This is a genomic window from Lentzea sp. NPDC004789, from assembly GCF_053601075.1.
The window spans coordinates 264,108-280,718 of record NZ_JBSGBE010000008.1 but is presented as its reverse complement, the minus strand read 5'-3'; the positions used below and the strand labels follow the sequence as shown (position 1 = coordinate 280,718).

The following is a 16,611-nucleotide window of genomic DNA, read 5'->3' as shown; positions in this document are numbered from 1 at the left end:
CCGGACAGATCCCCGAACAACGCGGAACTCGGCCGGGACGCCTTGAGCAGCGGCGTCGCCGGTCCGAAGACTGTGGATCACAGACGTGTTCCGCAGGAGGTTCCATGCGTGTCAGGGCAAGCAGGGCGGTAGTCGCCGTCCTCGCGGTGAGCGCGGCGATGTCTCTCGGGGTCGCACCCGCGAATGCCGCTTCCGTCACCTACGACGTGTCCACCGGTCACTACGGCATGACCAGGCCGAGGTACGACGAGGCGGTGCGGTGGACGCAGCCAGAGGCCGACCGGAGGTGCGTGGAGAAGTACGGCTTCCGGGCTCGCGAGACCAAGCCGCGGGACCTCTTCGCCAAGTACTCCGACGAGCCCGAGTTCACCGAGTGGTTCGTGACGTGGAACTGCATCAGCAACTGAGGTTCGTCAGACCCAGACGACCTGCCACTGCTGGTTCGCGACGCCGTTGGCCGGCCACTGGATCACCTTGGCGCCGTCGGACTTCGAGCTGCCGTCGACGTCCGCGCACCACCCGGTGCGCACGTTCACGAGGGTGACCTGACCGCCGCCGGCGTCGACGAGCTTCCACCACTGGTCGTTGCCGCCGGTGTCGGCCCGCTGTTCGAGCTGGGCGCCCTGGGTGGACCCGGCGGTGAGCACGAGGCCGCTGTGCCGGGCGGAGAGCCGGAACGAGCCGTCGGCGTTGGGCAGCAGCTGCCACTGCTGGTTGGTGCTGCCCGACCAGGTCCACTGGATGACCTTGGCGCCGTCGGCGGTGCTCGCGCCGTTCACGTCGAGCACCTTGCCGCTGTTGCGGTTGGCCAGCCGGAACCAGCCGCCCTGCAGCGACACGGTGACGTCCGTGCGCTGGCCGGCGGTCAGGGTGAGCTGGCGAGCGTGCGGGCCGACCGGTGACGGGGCGACCGGCGCCGTAGTGGTCACCGACGCCATGCCGCGACGGCTGATGAGCGTGACGGTCTGGTCGACGTCGGAGGTGACCGACGCGGTGACCGTGCGGGCGGCCAGGTCCCAGCTGAGGCTGTGCACGCGGATCCGGCCACGCGCCCGCACACCCGTGATCGTGCCCTTGGTGAGCTGTCCCGGCAGGGCGGGCAGCAGCTCCAGCACGCCGGGCCGCGAGTAGAGCAACGCCTCGGCCAGCACGCCCGGGATCGCGTTGGCCGCGTCGGCGTTGTAGATGTCGAGGTTCGGGTTGTGCGAGGTCATCAGCGACCGGAAGACCATGTTGTTGCCGATGATCTTGCGCAGGTTGTCGTAGACCTTGCCGCCGTCCTTGAGCCGCGCGCCCGCCAGGGCGCGGTGCAGGCTGCCGTGGGCGGAGATGTTCTGGTCGCCGCGCACCTCCAGCGCCCGCAGAGCGGTGCGGACGAGGTCGGGCGTCTCCTCGGGGTTGATCTCGTGCAACGGCCAGGCGCCGTACAGGTGCTGCACGTGCCGGTGGTTGTACTGGTCGTTCAGACCCGGCCACGACCACTCGGCGAGCGCGTTGTCGCTGTTGGTCCGGTACGCGGGCATCTTGGCCAGCAACGCCTTCCAGCGCCGCACGCCGTCGGAGTCGACACCGAGCGTCTCGGCGGCCCAGATCGCGGCCTGCAGGGCGTGCTTGCCGGCCATGATGTCGCCGGTGGCATTGATGGACAGCAGCACGCCGGTGTTGCTCGGCGCGTTCTCCATCGAGAACGACGGCACGAACACGACCTTGCCGCTGGAGTCGGTGCGGGTCAGGAAGTCCTCGTAGAACAGCGCGAGCTCCATCAGCGCGGGGCCGAGCCGGTCGCGCAGGAACGCCTGGTCGCCGGTGACCTGGTAGTACTCGAGCAGCGGGTAGAGCAGCCAGTCGGCGCCGCCGGTCCACGTCTGGCCGGGGAAGCCGCTGTCGAAGTGCAGCATGTGGCCGTACTCGCCGTCGGTGCGGGACGGAGCGAGGAAACCGCGTGCGCCGTAGAGGTTTCGCGCGTTGGTGCGCCAGTGCGCGAGCTGGCCGAGGATCAGGGTGAAGTAGCCCTGCATGGCCTCGGTCGTGTCGAGGATGTTGCCGCCCGCGACCTGGAGGTTGACGTTGGCGTCGGTGGTGAAGTCGTCGGCCCAGGCACCCGACCACGTGCCCGTCCAGATGCCGGTCAGCCGCGGCGGCAGGACACCGCTGGAGCTGATGAAGAGGTAGCGGCCGGAGTCGTAGAGCCGTTCCAGCAACGCGAGGTCGATGACGCTCTTGTTGTTGTTCTGCCGGGCGATCAGGTCGCCGGTGGGGAGCTTCCGGTCGGCGTCGGACACGTTGAGGTCCAGCCGCGAACGGTCGTACATCGCGGTGTGGATCGCGGTGTGCCGGGGGAGCAGCGTCGCGTAGTCGCCGCTGATGGCGGCCAGCGCCGCGTGCAACGGCTTGGCGTCCCAGGCGTTCGGTGACTCGTACCGGTCGAGCTTCGTGAGCAGCAGCAGCCTGCTCGCACCGGCCACGACGATCGTGGCGCCGCTCGCGGTGACCGTTCCGCCGGTGGGGACGACCCTGGTGACGCCCTCGTAGCCGAACGCGCCCTGCCCGGACGGGTAGGTGCCGCGCAGGTTCAGGTAGCCGTTGCCGTTCGAGATCGTGGCGAGGGTGGTGTAGCCGACGCTCGACGGGGCTCCGTCCAGCGCGGTGTTCACGCTCAGCGCGGTGTCGATCGTGCGGCCGGGCGCGGGCAGCAGCTCGTGGACGATCACCTTGTCCGCACGGGAGACGAACGCCCGGCGCGTCCACGTGCCCGCGCCGTCGGTCCAGCTCGACGTGACCTCGCCCGTGCGGAAGTCGGTGGTGCGGCTGTAGTTCGCCGCGGTCAGGCCGGACGTGGTGATCCGCAGCTCGTACGCGGGGTGGTAGGTCTGGGTCCAGCGCAGGGACCAGCCGTTCGCGAAGTCCCTGTTCGCACCGGCGTAGTCACCCGCGAGCGCCTTGTCCCGCACGCCGTTCAGCCGTCCGGAGATCACCGGCGGGGTGACCGAGCGGGTGCCGTTGGGCAGCACGAGCCGGTGGTAGTTGAAGATCACCTTCTCCGCGGCGGGCGCACCGTGCAGCACGGCGCCGTACTCGCCGTTGCCGGTCAGGAAACCGTCCGTCCACGACGACGCCGGGCTCGTGTCGAGGATTCCGCGGTCCGGTACCGCGGCGGCTCTCGCCGCGCCGCCCGGCAACGCCGTGGCTCCGGCGGTGAGCGCGGTGGCGGCGAGGAAACGCCTGCGGTTCAAGGGTGCCACGAGAACTCCTAGTCCTGGGCCTTGCCGCCGGTGACGCGGGACAGGGCCAGCGCGATGAGGATGATCGTGCCGTTGAGCGCGCCGATCCACTGGGCGGGCACACCGGCCAGCGTCAGCACGTTCTGGATCATGAACAGCAGCAGGATGCCGGTGAAGGCGCCGAACATCGTGCCCTTGCCGCCGTTGAGCGAGATGCCGCCGATCACCGCGGCGGCGAACACGGTGAAGATGTAGCCGTTGCCCTGCGCGGAGGCGACCGAGGCGAGCCGCCCGGACAGCAGCAGGCCGCTGAGCGCGGCGAGCAGGCTCGCCGTCACGATCACGATCCACAGCACCCGGTCGGTGCGGATGCCCGCCGCCTTCGCCGCGTCGACGTTGCCGCCGATCGCGTAGAGGGACCGGCCGAAGCTCGTGAAGCCGAGCACGACGATGCCCGCGGCGAACAGCAGCAGGCACAGCCAGACCGACGCGGGCAGGCCGAGCCACTCCGCGGTGCCGAGGTAGAGCATGGACTTCGGCAGCCGGAAGAAGGTCTGGCCGCCGGAGACGCCGGTCAGGATGCCGCGCAGGACGATCAGCATGCCGAGCGTGACGATGAACCCGTTGAGCCCGAACCGGATGATGAACAACGCGTTGATCACGCCGACGATCACGCCGACCGCCAGCGTGATCGGCACCGACCAGCCGCCCGGCACCAGCCCGAGGCCGTGACCCGCGCCGACCGGCACGGTGAGCCACGCGGCGATGCCGGGTGCGAGCCCGACCGTGGACTCCAGCGAGAGGTCCATCTTCTTGACGATCAGCACCAGCGTCTGCGCCAGGACCAGGATCGCGATCTCCGACATGGTCTGCAGCACGTTGATCAGGTTGTCGCCGCGCAGGAAGACGGGGCTGACGAGCTGGCCGACGATCGCGATGACGATGATCGCGGGGATCAGCGCGAGGTCGCGCAGGCGGGCGAAGGCGATCCTCCGGCCGGCCACGGTGGTGGCGGGTGCGGCGGTGTCAGCCATCGAGGTCCACTCCTTCCATCGCGGCCACCAGCCGGTGGTCGTGCCAGCCGCGCGGGATCTCGGCGACCACGCGGCCCTGGAACACCACCAGGACCCGGTCGCACAGACGCAGGTCGTCGAGCTCGTCGGAGGCGATGAGCACGCCCGCGCCGGACTCGGCGATCTCCTCGACCTTGCCGAGGAGGAACTCCTTGGACCGCACGTCGACGCCGGCGGTCGGGTTGATCATCACCAGCAGCCCGGGGTCGTTCGCGAGGGCGCGGGCCATCACGACCTTCTGCTGGTTGCCGCCGGAAAGGCCGGAGACCGGCAGCTCCGGCCCCGGTGTCTTGATCGCGAGCCGGCCGATCATGTCGCGGGCGAACCCGTCACGCCGGCGCCCGTCGATGAACCCGGCGCGGCCCAGCCGGTCCGGGATGGTCAGGGTACCGTTGTCCGCAATGGACATCTGCGCCACGTAACCCTGGTGGTGCCGGTCCTGCGGCACGAACCCGACGCCCGCCTTCAGCGCCGCGGGCACGCTGCCCGGCTTCGGCCGGGTGCCCGCGATCTCCACCACGCCTGAGGTCGCGGCGCGCAGGCCCGCGATCGTCTCCGCGATCTCGACCCGCCCGCTGCTCGCCGCTCCGGCCAGACCGACGATCTCGCCCGCGTGGACCCGGAACGACACGTCCTCGTACGTGCCGGGCAACGACGCGTTCGTCAGCTCCAGCACGGGCGCGGAGTGCACGGCCGGAGCGCGGTGGGCGGCACCGGTCTCCGCCGCCACCTCGCCGGTCATGGCCGCGACCAGGTCGGCCCTGGGCAGCTCGCCGACCGGGGCGGTCAGCACGTGCCGGGCGTCGCGGAACACCGTGACGGTGTCACAGATCTCGTAGACCTCCTGCAGGTGGTGGCTGATGAACAGGAACGTGACGCCCTGCTGCTGCAGCTCGGTGATCCGGCGGAAGAGCCGGGCGATCGCGGCGGCGTCGAGCTGGGCGGTCGGTTCGTCGAGGATGATGAACCGCGCCCCGAACGACAGCGCCCGCGCGATCTCCACGAACTGGCGCTGCTCGACGTCCAGATCACCGGCCGGCAGCCGCACGTCCACGTCGACCGACCAGGTGTCGAGCAGGTCCCTCGCCTTGCGGCGCACGGACTTCCAGCTGATCAGGCCGCTGCGGCCGTGGTCGTGCCGGTTGAGGAACAGGTTCTCCGCGACCGTGAGGTCGGGGATGATCGTGGACTTCTGGTAGACGCAGGCCACCCGCTGCCGCCACGCGTCGCGGTCGGTGAGCTTGGGTGCGGGTTCGCCGCCGAACGCGATGGTGCCCTCGTCCGGCGCCTGCAGTCCGGTGAGGACGGACACCAGCGTCGACTTGCCCGCCCCGTTCCGCCCCACCAGTGCGTGGGTCTGGCCCTGCTCGATCCTGATGGCGGCCTCGTGCAGGGCCACGGTGGACCCGTACCGCTTCGTCACGCCCGTCGCCTCGACGACGGGTGGCGCTGCAACCATGTCGTCCTCTGCTCAGCTGAGTTTGTTGCCCCACAGGGACTTGTCGTCGTGCTTGAGGCTGGACACGCCGTCGTAGGTGCCGCCGTCGGAGGTCACCAGGGGAGCGGAGAGCTGGTCCTCCAGCAGCCCGTCGCGGACCTTGACGATCGTGCTGTCGTGGTCGGTCTTGCCGGGCTCGAACGTCTTGCCGTCGATCGCGGCCTTCAGGTACTGCAGGGCGTACTTGGCGTAGAGGTCGGCCGGCTGCGAGACGGTCGCGTCGATCTGGCCGTCGGCGATGTCCTTGAGCTCCTCGGGAATCCCGTCGTTGGAGACGATGAAGACGTGCTTGGGGTCGGTCGGGGCGACCAGCAGGTTCTTCTGCTTGAGCACCTGCAGCGTGCCGGAGAGCGCGAAGCTCGACTGCATGTAGACGCCCTTGATGTCCGGATTGGCGGTGAGGTCGGTCTGCAGCTTCTGCGCCGCGACCGCGCCGTCCCAGTTCGTGGCCTCGCCGAGCACGGTGATGCCGGGGTAGTTCTTCTTCATGCAGTCGTTGAACGCCTCGGTGCGGTCCCGGCCGTTGATCGACGCGAGATCGCCCTGCAGCATCACGACCTTGCCCTTGCCGCTGAGCTTCGCCCCGAGGAACCGGCAGGCCTTCTCGCCGTAGGCCCGGTTGTCGGCGCGGACGACCATGAACACGTCACCGCTGTCCGGCCGCGTGTCGACCGTGACGACCGGGATCTTCTTGGCCGCCAGCTGTTCCAGCGTGGGCGCGATGGCCGCGGTGTCCTGCGGGGCCATCGCGACGCCCTTCACGCCCTGGCTGATGAACGTCTGGGCGTTGGCGGTGAGCTTCGCGACGTCGTTCTGCGAGTTGGTGGTCTTGAGCTCCAGGCCCAGTTCCTTCGCGAACTCCGGGGTGTACTTGATGTAGGAGTTCCAGAAGTCGGTGTCGGACCGCGGGTAGTCGACGCCGACCACCGCGGCGCCGCCGCCTGTCCCGGAACCCGAGGTGCCGCAGGCGCTCAGGACGGCGGCGAGGACGGTGACGATGCCCAGGCAGGTGCGAGATCTGGTGTGCACGGCGGATCTCCTAACGGGTGGCGGGATCGGAGGCGTGGTTCCAGACGGGTCCGTCGGGGTAGCGGTGCGCGGCGACGGACGCCGGGTGCAGCTCGGCGCTGATGCCGGGCGCCGTCGGCGCGAGGTAGTGACCGTCGTGCACGTGCACCGGGTCGGTGAAGTGCTCGTGCAGGTGGTCGACGTACTCGATGACGCGGTTCTCGGTGGTGCCGCTGACGGCGACGTAGTCGAACATCGCCAGGTGCTGCACCATCTCGCACAGCCCGACGCCGCCCGCGTGCGGGCAGACCGGGACGCCGAACTTGGCCGCCAGCAACAGGACGGCGATGTTCTCGGTGACGCCCGCGGTGCGGCTGGCGTCGAGCTGCAGGACGTCGATCGCGTCGAGCTGGAGCAGCTGCTTGAACATCACCTGGTTGTGGACGTGCTCGCCGGTCGCGACCTTCACCGGCGACACCGCCCGCCGGATGGTGGCGTGGCCGAGGATGTCGTCGGGCGAGGTCGGCTCCTCGATCCAGTACGGGTCGTACGGTGCGAGCTTGGCCATCCAGTCGATCGCCTGCCGCACGCCCCACGCCTGGTTGGCGTCGACGGCGATCCTGATGCCGGGCCCCACCGCCTCCCGGGCCAGGCGCAGGCGGCGCAGGTCGTCCTCGGCGTCGGCGCCGACCTTCAGCTTGATCAGGGTGAAACCGTCCGCGACGGCCTCTCTGGACAGCCGGACGAGCTTCTCGTCGTCGTAGCCCAGCCAGCCGGGCGTGGTCGTGTACGCGGGATAACCGTGGTGCAGCAGGTGCGCGGTGCGCGCGGCGCGTCCCGGTTCGGCGCGGCGGAGGATGTCCAGCGCCTCGTCACGGGTGAGCGCGTCTTCGAGGTAGCGGAAGTCGACGAGGTCGACCAGCTGCTCCGGCGACAGCTCGGAGAGCAGCTGCCACACGGGCTTGCCCTCCCGGCGGCCGTAGAGGTCCCACACCGCGTTGACGATCGCGGCCGCGGCCATGTGGATGGCGCCCTTCTCCGGCCCGAGCCACCGCAGCTGGCTGTCCCCGGTCAGCCTGCGCGAGAAAGCGCCGAGGTCGCCGAGGACGTCGTCCACCGACAGCCCGGTCACCAGGGGAGCCAGCGCGCGCACGGCGGCCACCTCGACGTCGTTGCCCCGGCCCACGGTGAAAGCGAGCCCGTGGCCTTCCGCGCCCTCGCTCGTGCGGATGACGACGTAGGCGGCCGAGTAGTCGGGCTCCGGGTTCATCGCGTCGGAGCCGTCGAGCTCGCGTGACGTGGGGAACCGCACGTCCACCGCATCGACCGCGGTGATCAGCTCGGTCATCGTTCCCCCTCGTGTGTCAGCGGCGTGTCCGCGAGGCAACAGTTCGTAGGCGGACATGGGATGGATTTATAGGCCACTGGCGGTTGGAATGTCCACGGTCGACGGCCAAAGTACGACCAAATGCAGGTAGCGGCTTTGGGGGTCACCTCGCTTTGGGGCGGACGACATCCCATCTCTTTGGCAGAGATGGGATGTCTTGCTACCCTCCTGCGGTGTCACTGACCGACAAGGCCATCGACCGCATCAGAGACCTGATCGGGTCGGGTGAGCTGCCGCCGGGCTCGAAGCTCCCGCCCGAACAGCAGCTGGCGGCCGAGCTGGGCCTGTCCCGCAACCTGATGCGCGAGGCGGTCAAGGCGCTGGTGGTGGCGCGCGTGCTGGAGATCCGGCGCGGCGACGGCACCTACGTGACGAGCCTGGAGCCGGAGGTGCTGCTCGGCGGCATCTCCTCCGCCGTGGAACTGCTGCGCGGCGACACGCTGCTCGAACTCACCGAGGTGCGCAGGCTCTTCGAGCCGATCGCGACCGGCCTCGCCGCCACCCGCATCTCCGCCCGCGAACTGACCGAGGTCGAACGGCACCTCCACGCGATGCGCGCGGCCCGCGACGACGTGGAGCTGCTCAACTCGCACGACGCCGCGTTCCACCGCGCGGTCGTCGCCGCCACCGGCAACGCCACGCTGACCACGTTGCTGGAGGGCATCTCCAGCCGCACGATCCGCGCCAGGGTGTGGCGCGGACTGGTCGACGACCACGCGGCCAGCCGCACGCTCGCCGAGCACGAGGCGATCTACCAGGCGCTGGCCGACCGGGACGCCGCGCTCGCGCAGGCCGCGGCCCTCATGCACGTCAACACGACCGAGCGGTGGCTGCGTGAGCACGTGGGGCGCGGCGACGGCGGCGAGGCGCGCTGACGGCCTTGGTGCGCAACGGAACCGCGGCGCGCTGACCGCGGCGGCGCGCTGACCGCGTTCGCGCTGACCGCGGCGGCGCGCTGACCGCGTTTGGCGCGTAGGCACGTGGGCGGCAGCGACTTGCGCCGCGACGTGCTGACCGCGTTGCGGCGCTGGCACGTGGGCCGCGGCTGAGGCCGCGACCCACCGACCGCGCTGGCGCGCAACCGAATCCGGTCAGGCCTACGCCGGGTCGCCCAGGTGCCAGACCTCCTGCATCGGCGCCCACCAGCTGCCGGAACCGCGCTCCACCAGCGACTCCTGGCACGGGTCGGTGAGGGTCCACCACCGCTGGGTCTCCGGGTCGGCGGCGATGCGGGCCTGGTCGGCCTCGTGGTCGTCACCGATGTACTCGTAGTAGCCGAAGAGCAGGTCGTCGTGCAGGAAGATCGTGAAGTTGCGCATGTTGGCGTCGAGCATGGTCTTCTCGACGGCGGGCCAGACGGCCGAATGCAGCCGCAGGTACTCCTCGCGCTTCTCCGGGCGCAGCCGGATGACCATGCCGAATCGCTGGGGTGTCGTCACGTTGGGGCTCCTCGGGAAACGGGTCAGGCGTTGTTGAGGGTCTCATCGGGGTGCAGCCTGCGGCCGGCGCGTTCCGGCCGGATGTGCGAACCGCCGGCCAGCGGGTCGGGGACCAGGTGGCTCGCCGCGGCGATGGCCTCCTCGTCGATGCGCACGCCCAGGCCGGGGGTGTCGCCGAGGACGTAGGCGCCGTCCTCGACGTGCAGGTCCACCGAGACCCCCTGCGGGGGCCGGAGGTCCTGCAGTTCGCTCACCAGGTGGTTCGGCAGGGAGGTGGCGGCGTGCAGCAGGCCCACCGGGGTGGTGCCGATGGGGCTCACGGGCAGGTCGTGGGCGTGTGCGAGCGTGGCGACCCGCAGGAAGTGCGTGATGCCCCAGACCGCGGCCGTCTGCACGATGTCCACGGCGCCCGCCGCGATCAGCGCGCGGTGTTGTTCCAGGCCGGTGAGGTTCTCGCCGGTGGCGACGGAGGCGCGGATGCCGCGGCCGACGGCGGCGTGGCCCTCGGCGTCCCAGCGGCGGACCGGTTCCTCGATCCAGGTCAGGTCGAGGGTGCGTTCGATCTCGCTGACGTGCCGCACCGCCTGTTTGCGGGTCCAGGTCTCGTTGACGTCGAGCATGAGGCTCGGCCGCGCGCCGCGGCTGGCCTTCGCCAGCACGTCGCGGACCAGGGTGAGGCGGTAGCGGTCCTGCTCGATGTCGAGGCCGCCCTTCACCTTCGCCGCGCGCAGTCCGCGGTCGGCGTACTCCTGGTACGTGGCGACGAACTCGTCGTCGTCCAGCGCGATGTCGAGGGCCGAGGCGTAGGCGGGCACGCGGCGGTCGCGGCCGCCGAACAACCGCCACAGCGGCTCGCCCGCCGCCTGCGCCTTGATGTCCCACAGGGCGGTGTCGAGCGCGCCGATGGTGCCGAAGACCGCGCCGGCGTGGCCCGCCTTGAACACCTGGCGCAGCATGCGGTCGTAGAGGGTGGTGACCGAGCGCGGGTCCTCGCCCTCGATGGCGGCGAAGACGTTCTCGATGTCCGCGTGCGGTCCGAGGCCGACGCCGGTGATGCCCTCGTCGGTCTCGACGACGACGATCGGCACGCGGACGCGGCCGTCGGCGTAGACGCCGTTGGCGTCGCCGACGGGACGGCCCCAGTCGTGGACGGTGGTGAGGGTCCGGTAGTGAGTGATGCGCATGTCAGCCCTTCGTGGACCCGGCGGTGACGCCGTCGGCGATCTGGCGTTGCAGGAACAGGTAGACGACCAGCACCGGTATGGCGGCGATGAGCACACCGGACGCGAACGTCGGAATGTCGTCGGAGTACTGGCCGCGCAACGAGGTGACTCCGACCATGAGCGTGCGGTGCTCGGCGGACGGCATCATCAGCAACGAGATGAGCACGTCGTTCCAGCAGAACAGGGCGTTGAGCACGCCGACCGACAACAACGCGGGAGCACCGATCGGCAGCATGATCCGCCAGTAGACCCCGTACACCGTGTTCCCGTCGATCCGCGCGGCGTCGACGATGTCCGGTGGCACGGTGGAGTAGTAGCTGGTCAGCAGGAAGATCGTGAACGGCAGGAACTGCGCCACGTAGGCGAGGACCAGGCCGGGGTAGGTGTCGATCAGGCCGGTGTCGGCCATGATCCGCGCCAGCGGCACCATGATCACCTGGAACGGCACGAACAACGCGGCCAGCACGCCGAGGAAGAGCGTCGACGAGCCGCGGAACGTCAGCCGCGCGAGCGCGAAGCCCGCCATCGACCCGAACAGCAGCAGCAGCGCGACCGAGCACGTCACCACGACCACCGAGTTCAGGAAGTACCGGGACATGCCGACGCTCGTCCAGGCCTTGACGATGTTGGCGAAGCTCAGCGAGTCGGCGAGGGAGAACCGGTCGAGGACGTACTCGCGCCGGGTCTTCATGGCGACGTTGGTGGTGAACACCAGCGGGTAGATCGTGGCCAGGGCGAGTGCGGCCATCGGGACCGCGACGACCCATCTGGTCAGCCGGGGGCCGGTCATCAGTCCTCCTTGCCGGCGCGTCGCAGGATGCCGATCTGGGCGAGCCCCACGACGAGCATGATCAGGAACAGTGCGGTGGAGGCGGCGGAGGCGAGGGCGGGCCGGTTCATCTGTCCCTGCTGGATCCAGACGTAGTACTCGGGCAGGTAGGTCGACCCTTCCGGCCCGCCGGTGGTCATCACGTAGATGAGACCGAACATCGAGGTCAGCATGCCGATCATGGTGGTCACGAAGACGAACTGGATGGTGCGCGACAGGCCGGGGACGATGACGTGCCGGATGGTCTGGGGCAACGTCGCTCCGTCCACTTTGGCCGCGTCGAGCAACGAGGAGTCCAAGGTGGCGAATCCGGCCAGGAACACCACGAGCGCCATGCCGAACGTCGCCCAGACGTGCACCCCGACGACCGCGAAGATCGCCACGTCCGGGTCGCCGAGCCAGTCCACCGGGCCGAGGCCCAGCACGCCGAGGAGCTCGTTGAGCGGGCCGTCGAACGCGAGCAGCAGGTTGAAGATCGCGCCGACGATCACGGGGGAGAGCACGGCGGGGAAGAAGTAGACGCCGCGGTAGAGCCGGTGGCCCGGCACCTTGAGGTAGATGAAGGTGGCCAGCAGGCCCGGGATCGCCACCGCGACCGGCAGCAGCAGGACCAGCAGCCCGACGTTGCGCAACGCGGTGCGGAACAACGGGTCCGCGAACAGCGTCGCGTAGTTGTCGAAGCCGACCGCCATGCCGTTGCGGTCACCGTCACCGGTGAAGGAGAAGTTGATCCCGAGCACCAGCGGCCACAACCGCAGTCCGATGATGATCAGCAACGCCGGGGCGAGCAGCACCAGGGGCGCGAGGCGCTCGGCCCGCAGGCCCCGCCGGCGGCGTCGTGGCGCGGCCTGGGTGGGGCCGGCGGACCTCGGGGTGGACCCGGCCGCGGCCGGGTCCACAGAGGACAGAGACTGAGCGGTCACGCGATCAGCCCGTCTTGTCGGAGGCGGCCAGCTGCTGCAGCACCTCGTCCACCGTGATCGAACCGCTGAGCAACTGCTGCGACAGGCGTCCCATGAGGTCGATCGTCTTGGATCCCAGCGCGACGTGCAGGGCGGGCTTGCCGGTCTTGACCTCCGAGACGATGGTCTTGACGGCCGGGCCGCCCGCGGAGGTGTCGATCGTGGTGTCGGACGCGATCGCGCCGCCGTCGAGGTAGAACGCCTTCAGCGCGTCGGTGGAGGTCAGCGAGTGCACCAGGTCCGCGGCGAGCTTGGGGTCCTTGGTCCACTTCGCGACCGCGTACCCGATGCCGCCGTCGTAGGGCAGGCTCGGCTTGGCCGCCGGGTTGACCAGGGGCGCCTCCATGACGCCGACCTTCTCCGGGGTGAGGAACTCGGCGAAGTCCTTCCAGTGCCCGACGTCGGACATCAGGCCGATGACGTTGGCGGCCTTGGCGGAGTTGAAGGCCGCGAACGCGTCGTTGAACATCGCGGTGGAGTTGGCGCCGTCGGTGTTGAGCCCGGAGTCACCGGCCTGCTTCCAGAGCTCGAAGATCTTCTTGACGTCGGCGGAGGTCCAGTCCCGCTTGCCGGCGATCCAGTCGTCGTACTCCTGCGGGGTCAGCACGGCCGATCCCAGGGCGGACAGCCAGAACTGGATGCCGATGCCCTCCTTGTTGCCCAGCGCGAAGCACTTCGCCCCGGTCTTCTGGGTGATCACGCCGCAGTTCCTGGTGAACTCGTCCCACGTCTTCGGCGGGGTGTCGGGGCTGAGACCGGCCTTCTGGTAGAGGTCCTTGTTGTAGTAGATCGGGTGTCCCTGCAAGGTCACCGGTTCGGCGTACACCTTTCCCGCTTTCGTGAACGCGTCCCACCCGGCCAGCCGCGACCGGTCGGCGTCCACATAGGAGTCCAGCGGGGCCAGCGCGTCCGAGCGGTCGCGGATCTGGCCGCCACCGTTGAACATGATCACGTCGGGGCCCTTGCCGGCCTGGATGGCCGCGCCGAGCAGGGTGTAGTACTGGTCGAACGGCTGCGCGACGAACTCGACGTTCACGCCGGGGTGCTTCTTCGCGAAGTCGGCCTTGGCCTTCGCCACGTACCCGGCGGCCTTCGCGTCGCCCGACTTCCAGTCCCAGACCACGAGCTTGTCGCTCGATCCGCCGGACTGCGAGCCCGGTCCGGCGGCGCTCCCGCAACCCGCCGTCAGCGTCAGCCCCGCCACCAGGGCTGCGGACCACCACAGTGTGCGCTGCTTCATTGCTGCTCACTTCTCGAGATGGGGCCGGGCGTCGAGGGCCCGACGAGGGTCTGCTGAACGTAATTCGTATGACGTATTACGTCAACGGCCGTTTGTCGGTACAGTCATCGGCACGCTCCATCGCGTCGGCGAGGGGTGCAACCGGAGGAACGATGACCGCACCACGCCAGCGACCGAGCGCGATCGTGACCGCCCATGCCGCGCCGAGCTGGGCGCACCGGCCGGCGAACCTGGCCAGGGCGGTCACGGCCGAGCTCGTGGGGCGGATCGTGCGCGGCGAGCACCCCTCCGGCACGTCGCTGCCGCCGGAGCCCGCGCTGTGCGAGTCGTTCTCGGTGAGCAGGACCGTCATCCGCGAAGCCGTGAAGGTGCTGCAGGAGAAGGGTCTGGTGCAGGTGCGCCAGGGCGCCGGCACGATGGTCACCCCACCGTCCGCGTGGAACATGCTCGACGAGCTCGTCCTGGGCGCCGCCGTCGCCGAGGACGACTCACTCGGTGTGCTGGACGACCTGGTGGTCACCCGCAGGCTGCTCGAGTCCGACATGGCCCTGGTCGCCGCTCGTGTCGCCGGTCAGGAGACCATCGCGGAGCTGTGCGACCTCGTCGACCGCATGGACCGGCTGGTGGGCGACCCCGTCGCCTATCGCAAGCACGACCACCTGTTCCACGACCTGATCATGCAGGCGTCCGGCAACCGGATCGCGAGAGGCGTGGTGCGAGCGTTGGAGAGCCAGGTCTTCAACACGGCCCGCTACACCGGCCGCACCGACCGCCGGTTGTGCGCGGCCTCGAACCAGGGTCACCGCCGCATCTGCGAACGCATCGCCGCGCACGACCCGGACGGTGCCGCCGAGGCCATGTTCACCCACATCACCGAGGCGTGGCTGGTGCGGCGCAGCGACGTGGGAGAGCCTGGGCGCCTGGCTCGCTAGACAGCACGCATCGGTTGGCGGACAAGGATTCCGCCACGGCTCAACCGACTCAATCGACGAACGGAGCGATCGGTCATGGGTGACTTCGACGGGTTGGTGGCTCTCGTCACCGGCGGCGGCTCCGGCATCGGCCGGAGCACGGCCGAACTGCTGGCCGCCCGCGGTGCGCGGGTCGCCGTGCTCGACCTGGCGGCGAGCGACCTGCCGGAGAACATGTTCTTCGTGCGGGCGGACGTGTCCGACGACCACAGCGTCCGTGACGCCGTGGAGGCGGTGGTGACCCGGTTCGGCGGTATCGACGTGGTGGTGAACAACGCGGGCATCGGCGCGCAGGGTGACGTGGCCGCCGCGACCGACGAAGAGTGGCTCAGGGTGTTCGACGTGAACGTCGTCGGGATGGCCAGGGTGACCCGCGCCTGCCTGCCGCACCTGCGGAACTCGCACTTCGCCGCCGTAGTCAACACCGGCTCGATCGCGGGCACCGCGGGCCTGCCGCAACGGGCGGTCTACTCGGCGAGCAAGGGCGCGGTGCACGCGCTGACCCGTGCCCTCGCCGCCGACCACGTCCGGGAGGGCATCCGGGTCAACGCGGTCGCGCCCGGCACCGCCGACACGCCGTGGGTGCGGCGGCTGCTCGACTCGGCGCCGGACCCGGAGGCCGAGCTGGCGGCGCTGGAGGCTCGGCAGCCGCACGGTCGTCTGGTGAAGGCCGACGAGATCGCCGCGGCGATCGCGTACCTGGCGAGCCCGCTGTCGGGGTCGACCACCGGTACGGTGCTCGCCGTCGACGGCGGCATGGACGCTCTCCGGCTGCGTCCCCGTGGCTGACGTCCTGAGCCGGCTGGGGCTCGGCACCTCCCCGCTGGGCAACCTGTACACCGAGGTCACCGACCACGAGGCGCGTGCCGTGGTGGACACGGCGTGGGAGTCCGGGATCCGGATCTTCGACACCGCCCCGCACTACGGCCTGGGGCTGGCCGAACGACGGCTCGGTGCCGCGCTGCGCGACCGGCCGCGCGACGAGTTCGTGCTGTCCACCAAGGTGGGGCGGCTGCTGGTGCCCGACCCGTCCGGAGCGGGACGGCTCGACGACGACGGCTTCGTCGTTCCCGCCACCACGCGCCGGGTGTGGGACTTCAGCGCGGACGGCGTGCGGCGCAGCCTGGAGTCGTCGCTGGACCGGCTCGGGCTCGACCGGGTGGACGTGGTGTACCTGCACGACCCGGACGACCACTGGGAGCAGGCGGCGAACGAGGCGATGCCCGCGCTCGTGGCACTGCGCGAGCAGGGCGTGGTCGGCGCGATCGGTGCCGGGATGAACCAGTGGCAGATGCTCGCCAGGTTCGTGCGGGAGTCCGATGTGGACACCGTGCTGCTGGCCGGCCGCTACACGTTGCTGGAGCAGCCCGCGCTGGCCGAGCTGCTGCCGTTGTGCGCCGAGCGCGGGGTGGACGTGCTCGCCGCCGGGTTGTTCAACTCCGGTCTGCTGGCCCGCCAGGACGTGCCCGACGACGCCACCTACGACTACCGGACCGCGCCGGCGGACGTGGTCGGCCGTGCCCGGCGGATCGCCGCGGTCTGCGCCCGGCACGGCACGACGCTCCCGGCGGCGGCGCTGTGGTTCCCGTTCGGGCACCCGGCCGTGACCGGCGCGCTGATCGGCGCCCGCGCGGAGGCCGAGCTCCACGCGAACGTGGCCGCGTTCGCCACGCCCCCTCCGCCGGGGCTGTGGGCGGAGCTGCGTGCCGCCGGGCTGCTTGAATCCGACGTGCCAACCCCGTGACCCGTGACGGCTTCGA

15 protein-coding genes are annotated in these 16,611 nt (G+C 70.2%); 5 read left to right on the top strand and 10 right to left on the bottom strand.

The annotated features are described in order from the left end of the window. Positions 1-104 precede the first annotated feature (104 nt). A complete protein-coding gene (locus tag ACWEIJ_RS20955) occupies positions 105-407 on the top strand; it encodes a hypothetical protein (protein WP_449838853.1) in 303 nt (100 codons plus the stop codon). Positions 408-413: 6 nt separating this feature from the next. Here the strand turns inward: ACWEIJ_RS20955 and ACWEIJ_RS20950 are convergent, their stop codons facing one another. The 5 genes from ACWEIJ_RS20950 to ACWEIJ_RS20930 are packed head-to-tail and all read right to left on the bottom strand — an operon-like array spanning position 414 to position 8,148. Continuing rightward, positions 414-3,242, bottom strand: coding sequence for a glycosyl hydrolase family 95 catalytic domain-containing protein (locus ACWEIJ_RS20950; RefSeq protein WP_449838852.1), 2,829 nt, complete (start codon positions 3,240-3,242; stop codon positions 414-416). Between the two features lie 8 nt (positions 3,243-3,250). After that, a complete protein-coding gene (locus ACWEIJ_RS20945; protein ID WP_449838851.1) occupies positions 3,251-4,255 on the bottom strand; it encodes an ABC transporter permease in 1,005 nt (334 codons plus the stop codon). Beyond that, complete coding sequence (locus tag ACWEIJ_RS20940) at positions 4,248-5,753, bottom strand: sugar ABC transporter ATP-binding protein (RefSeq protein WP_449838850.1); 1,506 nt, start codon at positions 5,751-5,753, stop codon at positions 4,248-4,250. Before ACWEIJ_RS20940 ends, ACWEIJ_RS20945 begins: the two co-directional genes overlap by 8 nt. 12 nt (positions 5,754-5,765) lie before the next feature. Continuing rightward, positions 5,766-6,791: a sugar ABC transporter substrate-binding protein gene (locus ACWEIJ_RS20935; RefSeq protein ID WP_449838935.1), complete on the bottom strand. Its 1,026-nt coding sequence runs from the start codon at positions 6,789-6,791 to the stop codon at positions 5,766-5,768. A gap of 40 nt (positions 6,792-6,831) precedes the next feature. Beyond that, positions 6,832-8,148, bottom strand: coding sequence for an L-fuconate dehydratase (locus ACWEIJ_RS20930; protein WP_449838849.1), 1,317 nt, complete (start codon positions 8,146-8,148; stop codon positions 6,832-6,834). A gap of 212 nt (positions 8,149-8,360) precedes the next feature. Here ACWEIJ_RS20930 and ACWEIJ_RS20925 point away from each other — a divergent pair, with 212 nt between their 5' ends. Continuing rightward, a complete protein-coding gene (locus ACWEIJ_RS20925; RefSeq protein ID WP_449838848.1) occupies positions 8,361-9,062 on the top strand; it encodes a FadR/GntR family transcriptional regulator in 702 nt (233 codons plus the stop codon). 222 nt (positions 9,063-9,284) lie between these two features. Here the strand turns inward: ACWEIJ_RS20925 and ACWEIJ_RS20920 are convergent, their stop codons facing one another. The 5 genes from ACWEIJ_RS20920 to ACWEIJ_RS20900 are packed head-to-tail and all read right to left on the bottom strand — an operon-like array spanning position 9,285 to position 13,880. After that, a complete protein-coding gene (locus tag ACWEIJ_RS20920; protein ID WP_449838847.1) occupies positions 9,285-9,626 on the bottom strand; it encodes an L-rhamnose mutarotase in 342 nt (113 codons plus the stop codon). Positions 9,627-9,649: 23 nt separating this feature from the next. Continuing rightward, positions 9,650-10,810: a mandelate racemase/muconate lactonizing enzyme family protein gene (locus ACWEIJ_RS20915; RefSeq protein WP_449838846.1), complete on the bottom strand. Its 1,161-nt coding sequence runs from the start codon at positions 10,808-10,810 to the stop codon at positions 9,650-9,652. Position 10,811: 1 nt separating this feature from the next. After that, positions 10,812-11,639: a carbohydrate ABC transporter permease gene (locus tag ACWEIJ_RS20910; protein ID WP_449838845.1), complete on the bottom strand. Its 828-nt coding sequence runs from the start codon at positions 11,637-11,639 to the stop codon at positions 10,812-10,814. Further along, complete coding sequence (locus ACWEIJ_RS20905; RefSeq protein WP_449838844.1) at positions 11,639-12,601, bottom strand: carbohydrate ABC transporter permease; 963 nt, start codon at positions 12,599-12,601, stop codon at positions 11,639-11,641. Before ACWEIJ_RS20905 ends, ACWEIJ_RS20910 begins: the two co-directional genes overlap by 1 nt. 4 nt (positions 12,602-12,605) lie before the next feature. Beyond that, a complete protein-coding gene (locus ACWEIJ_RS20900; protein ID WP_449838843.1) occupies positions 12,606-13,880 on the bottom strand; it encodes an ABC transporter substrate-binding protein in 1,275 nt (424 codons plus the stop codon). A 152-nt stretch (positions 13,881-14,032) separates the two neighbouring features. On the opposite strand from ACWEIJ_RS20900, the gene ACWEIJ_RS20895 reads away from it, so the two are divergent. The 3 genes from ACWEIJ_RS20895 to ACWEIJ_RS20885 all read left to right on the top strand — a co-directional run bounded on the left by ACWEIJ_RS20895 (position 14,033) and on the right by ACWEIJ_RS20885 (position 16,595). Beyond that, positions 14,033-14,812, top strand: coding sequence for a FadR/GntR family transcriptional regulator (locus tag ACWEIJ_RS20895; protein ID WP_449838842.1), 780 nt, complete (start codon positions 14,033-14,035; stop codon positions 14,810-14,812). A 75-nt stretch (positions 14,813-14,887) separates the two neighbouring features. Continuing rightward, complete coding sequence (locus tag ACWEIJ_RS20890; protein ID WP_449838841.1) at positions 14,888-15,640, top strand: SDR family NAD(P)-dependent oxidoreductase; 753 nt, start codon at positions 14,888-14,890, stop codon at positions 15,638-15,640. Beyond that, the gene (locus ACWEIJ_RS20885) at positions 15,633-16,595 is read left to right on the top strand and encodes an aldo/keto reductase (RefSeq protein ID WP_449838840.1); all 963 of its coding nucleotides are present in this window, start codon (positions 15,633-15,635) and stop codon (positions 16,593-16,595) included. Before ACWEIJ_RS20890 ends, ACWEIJ_RS20885 begins: the two co-directional genes overlap by 8 nt. The last annotated feature ends 16 nt before the right edge of the window (positions 16,596-16,611 follow it).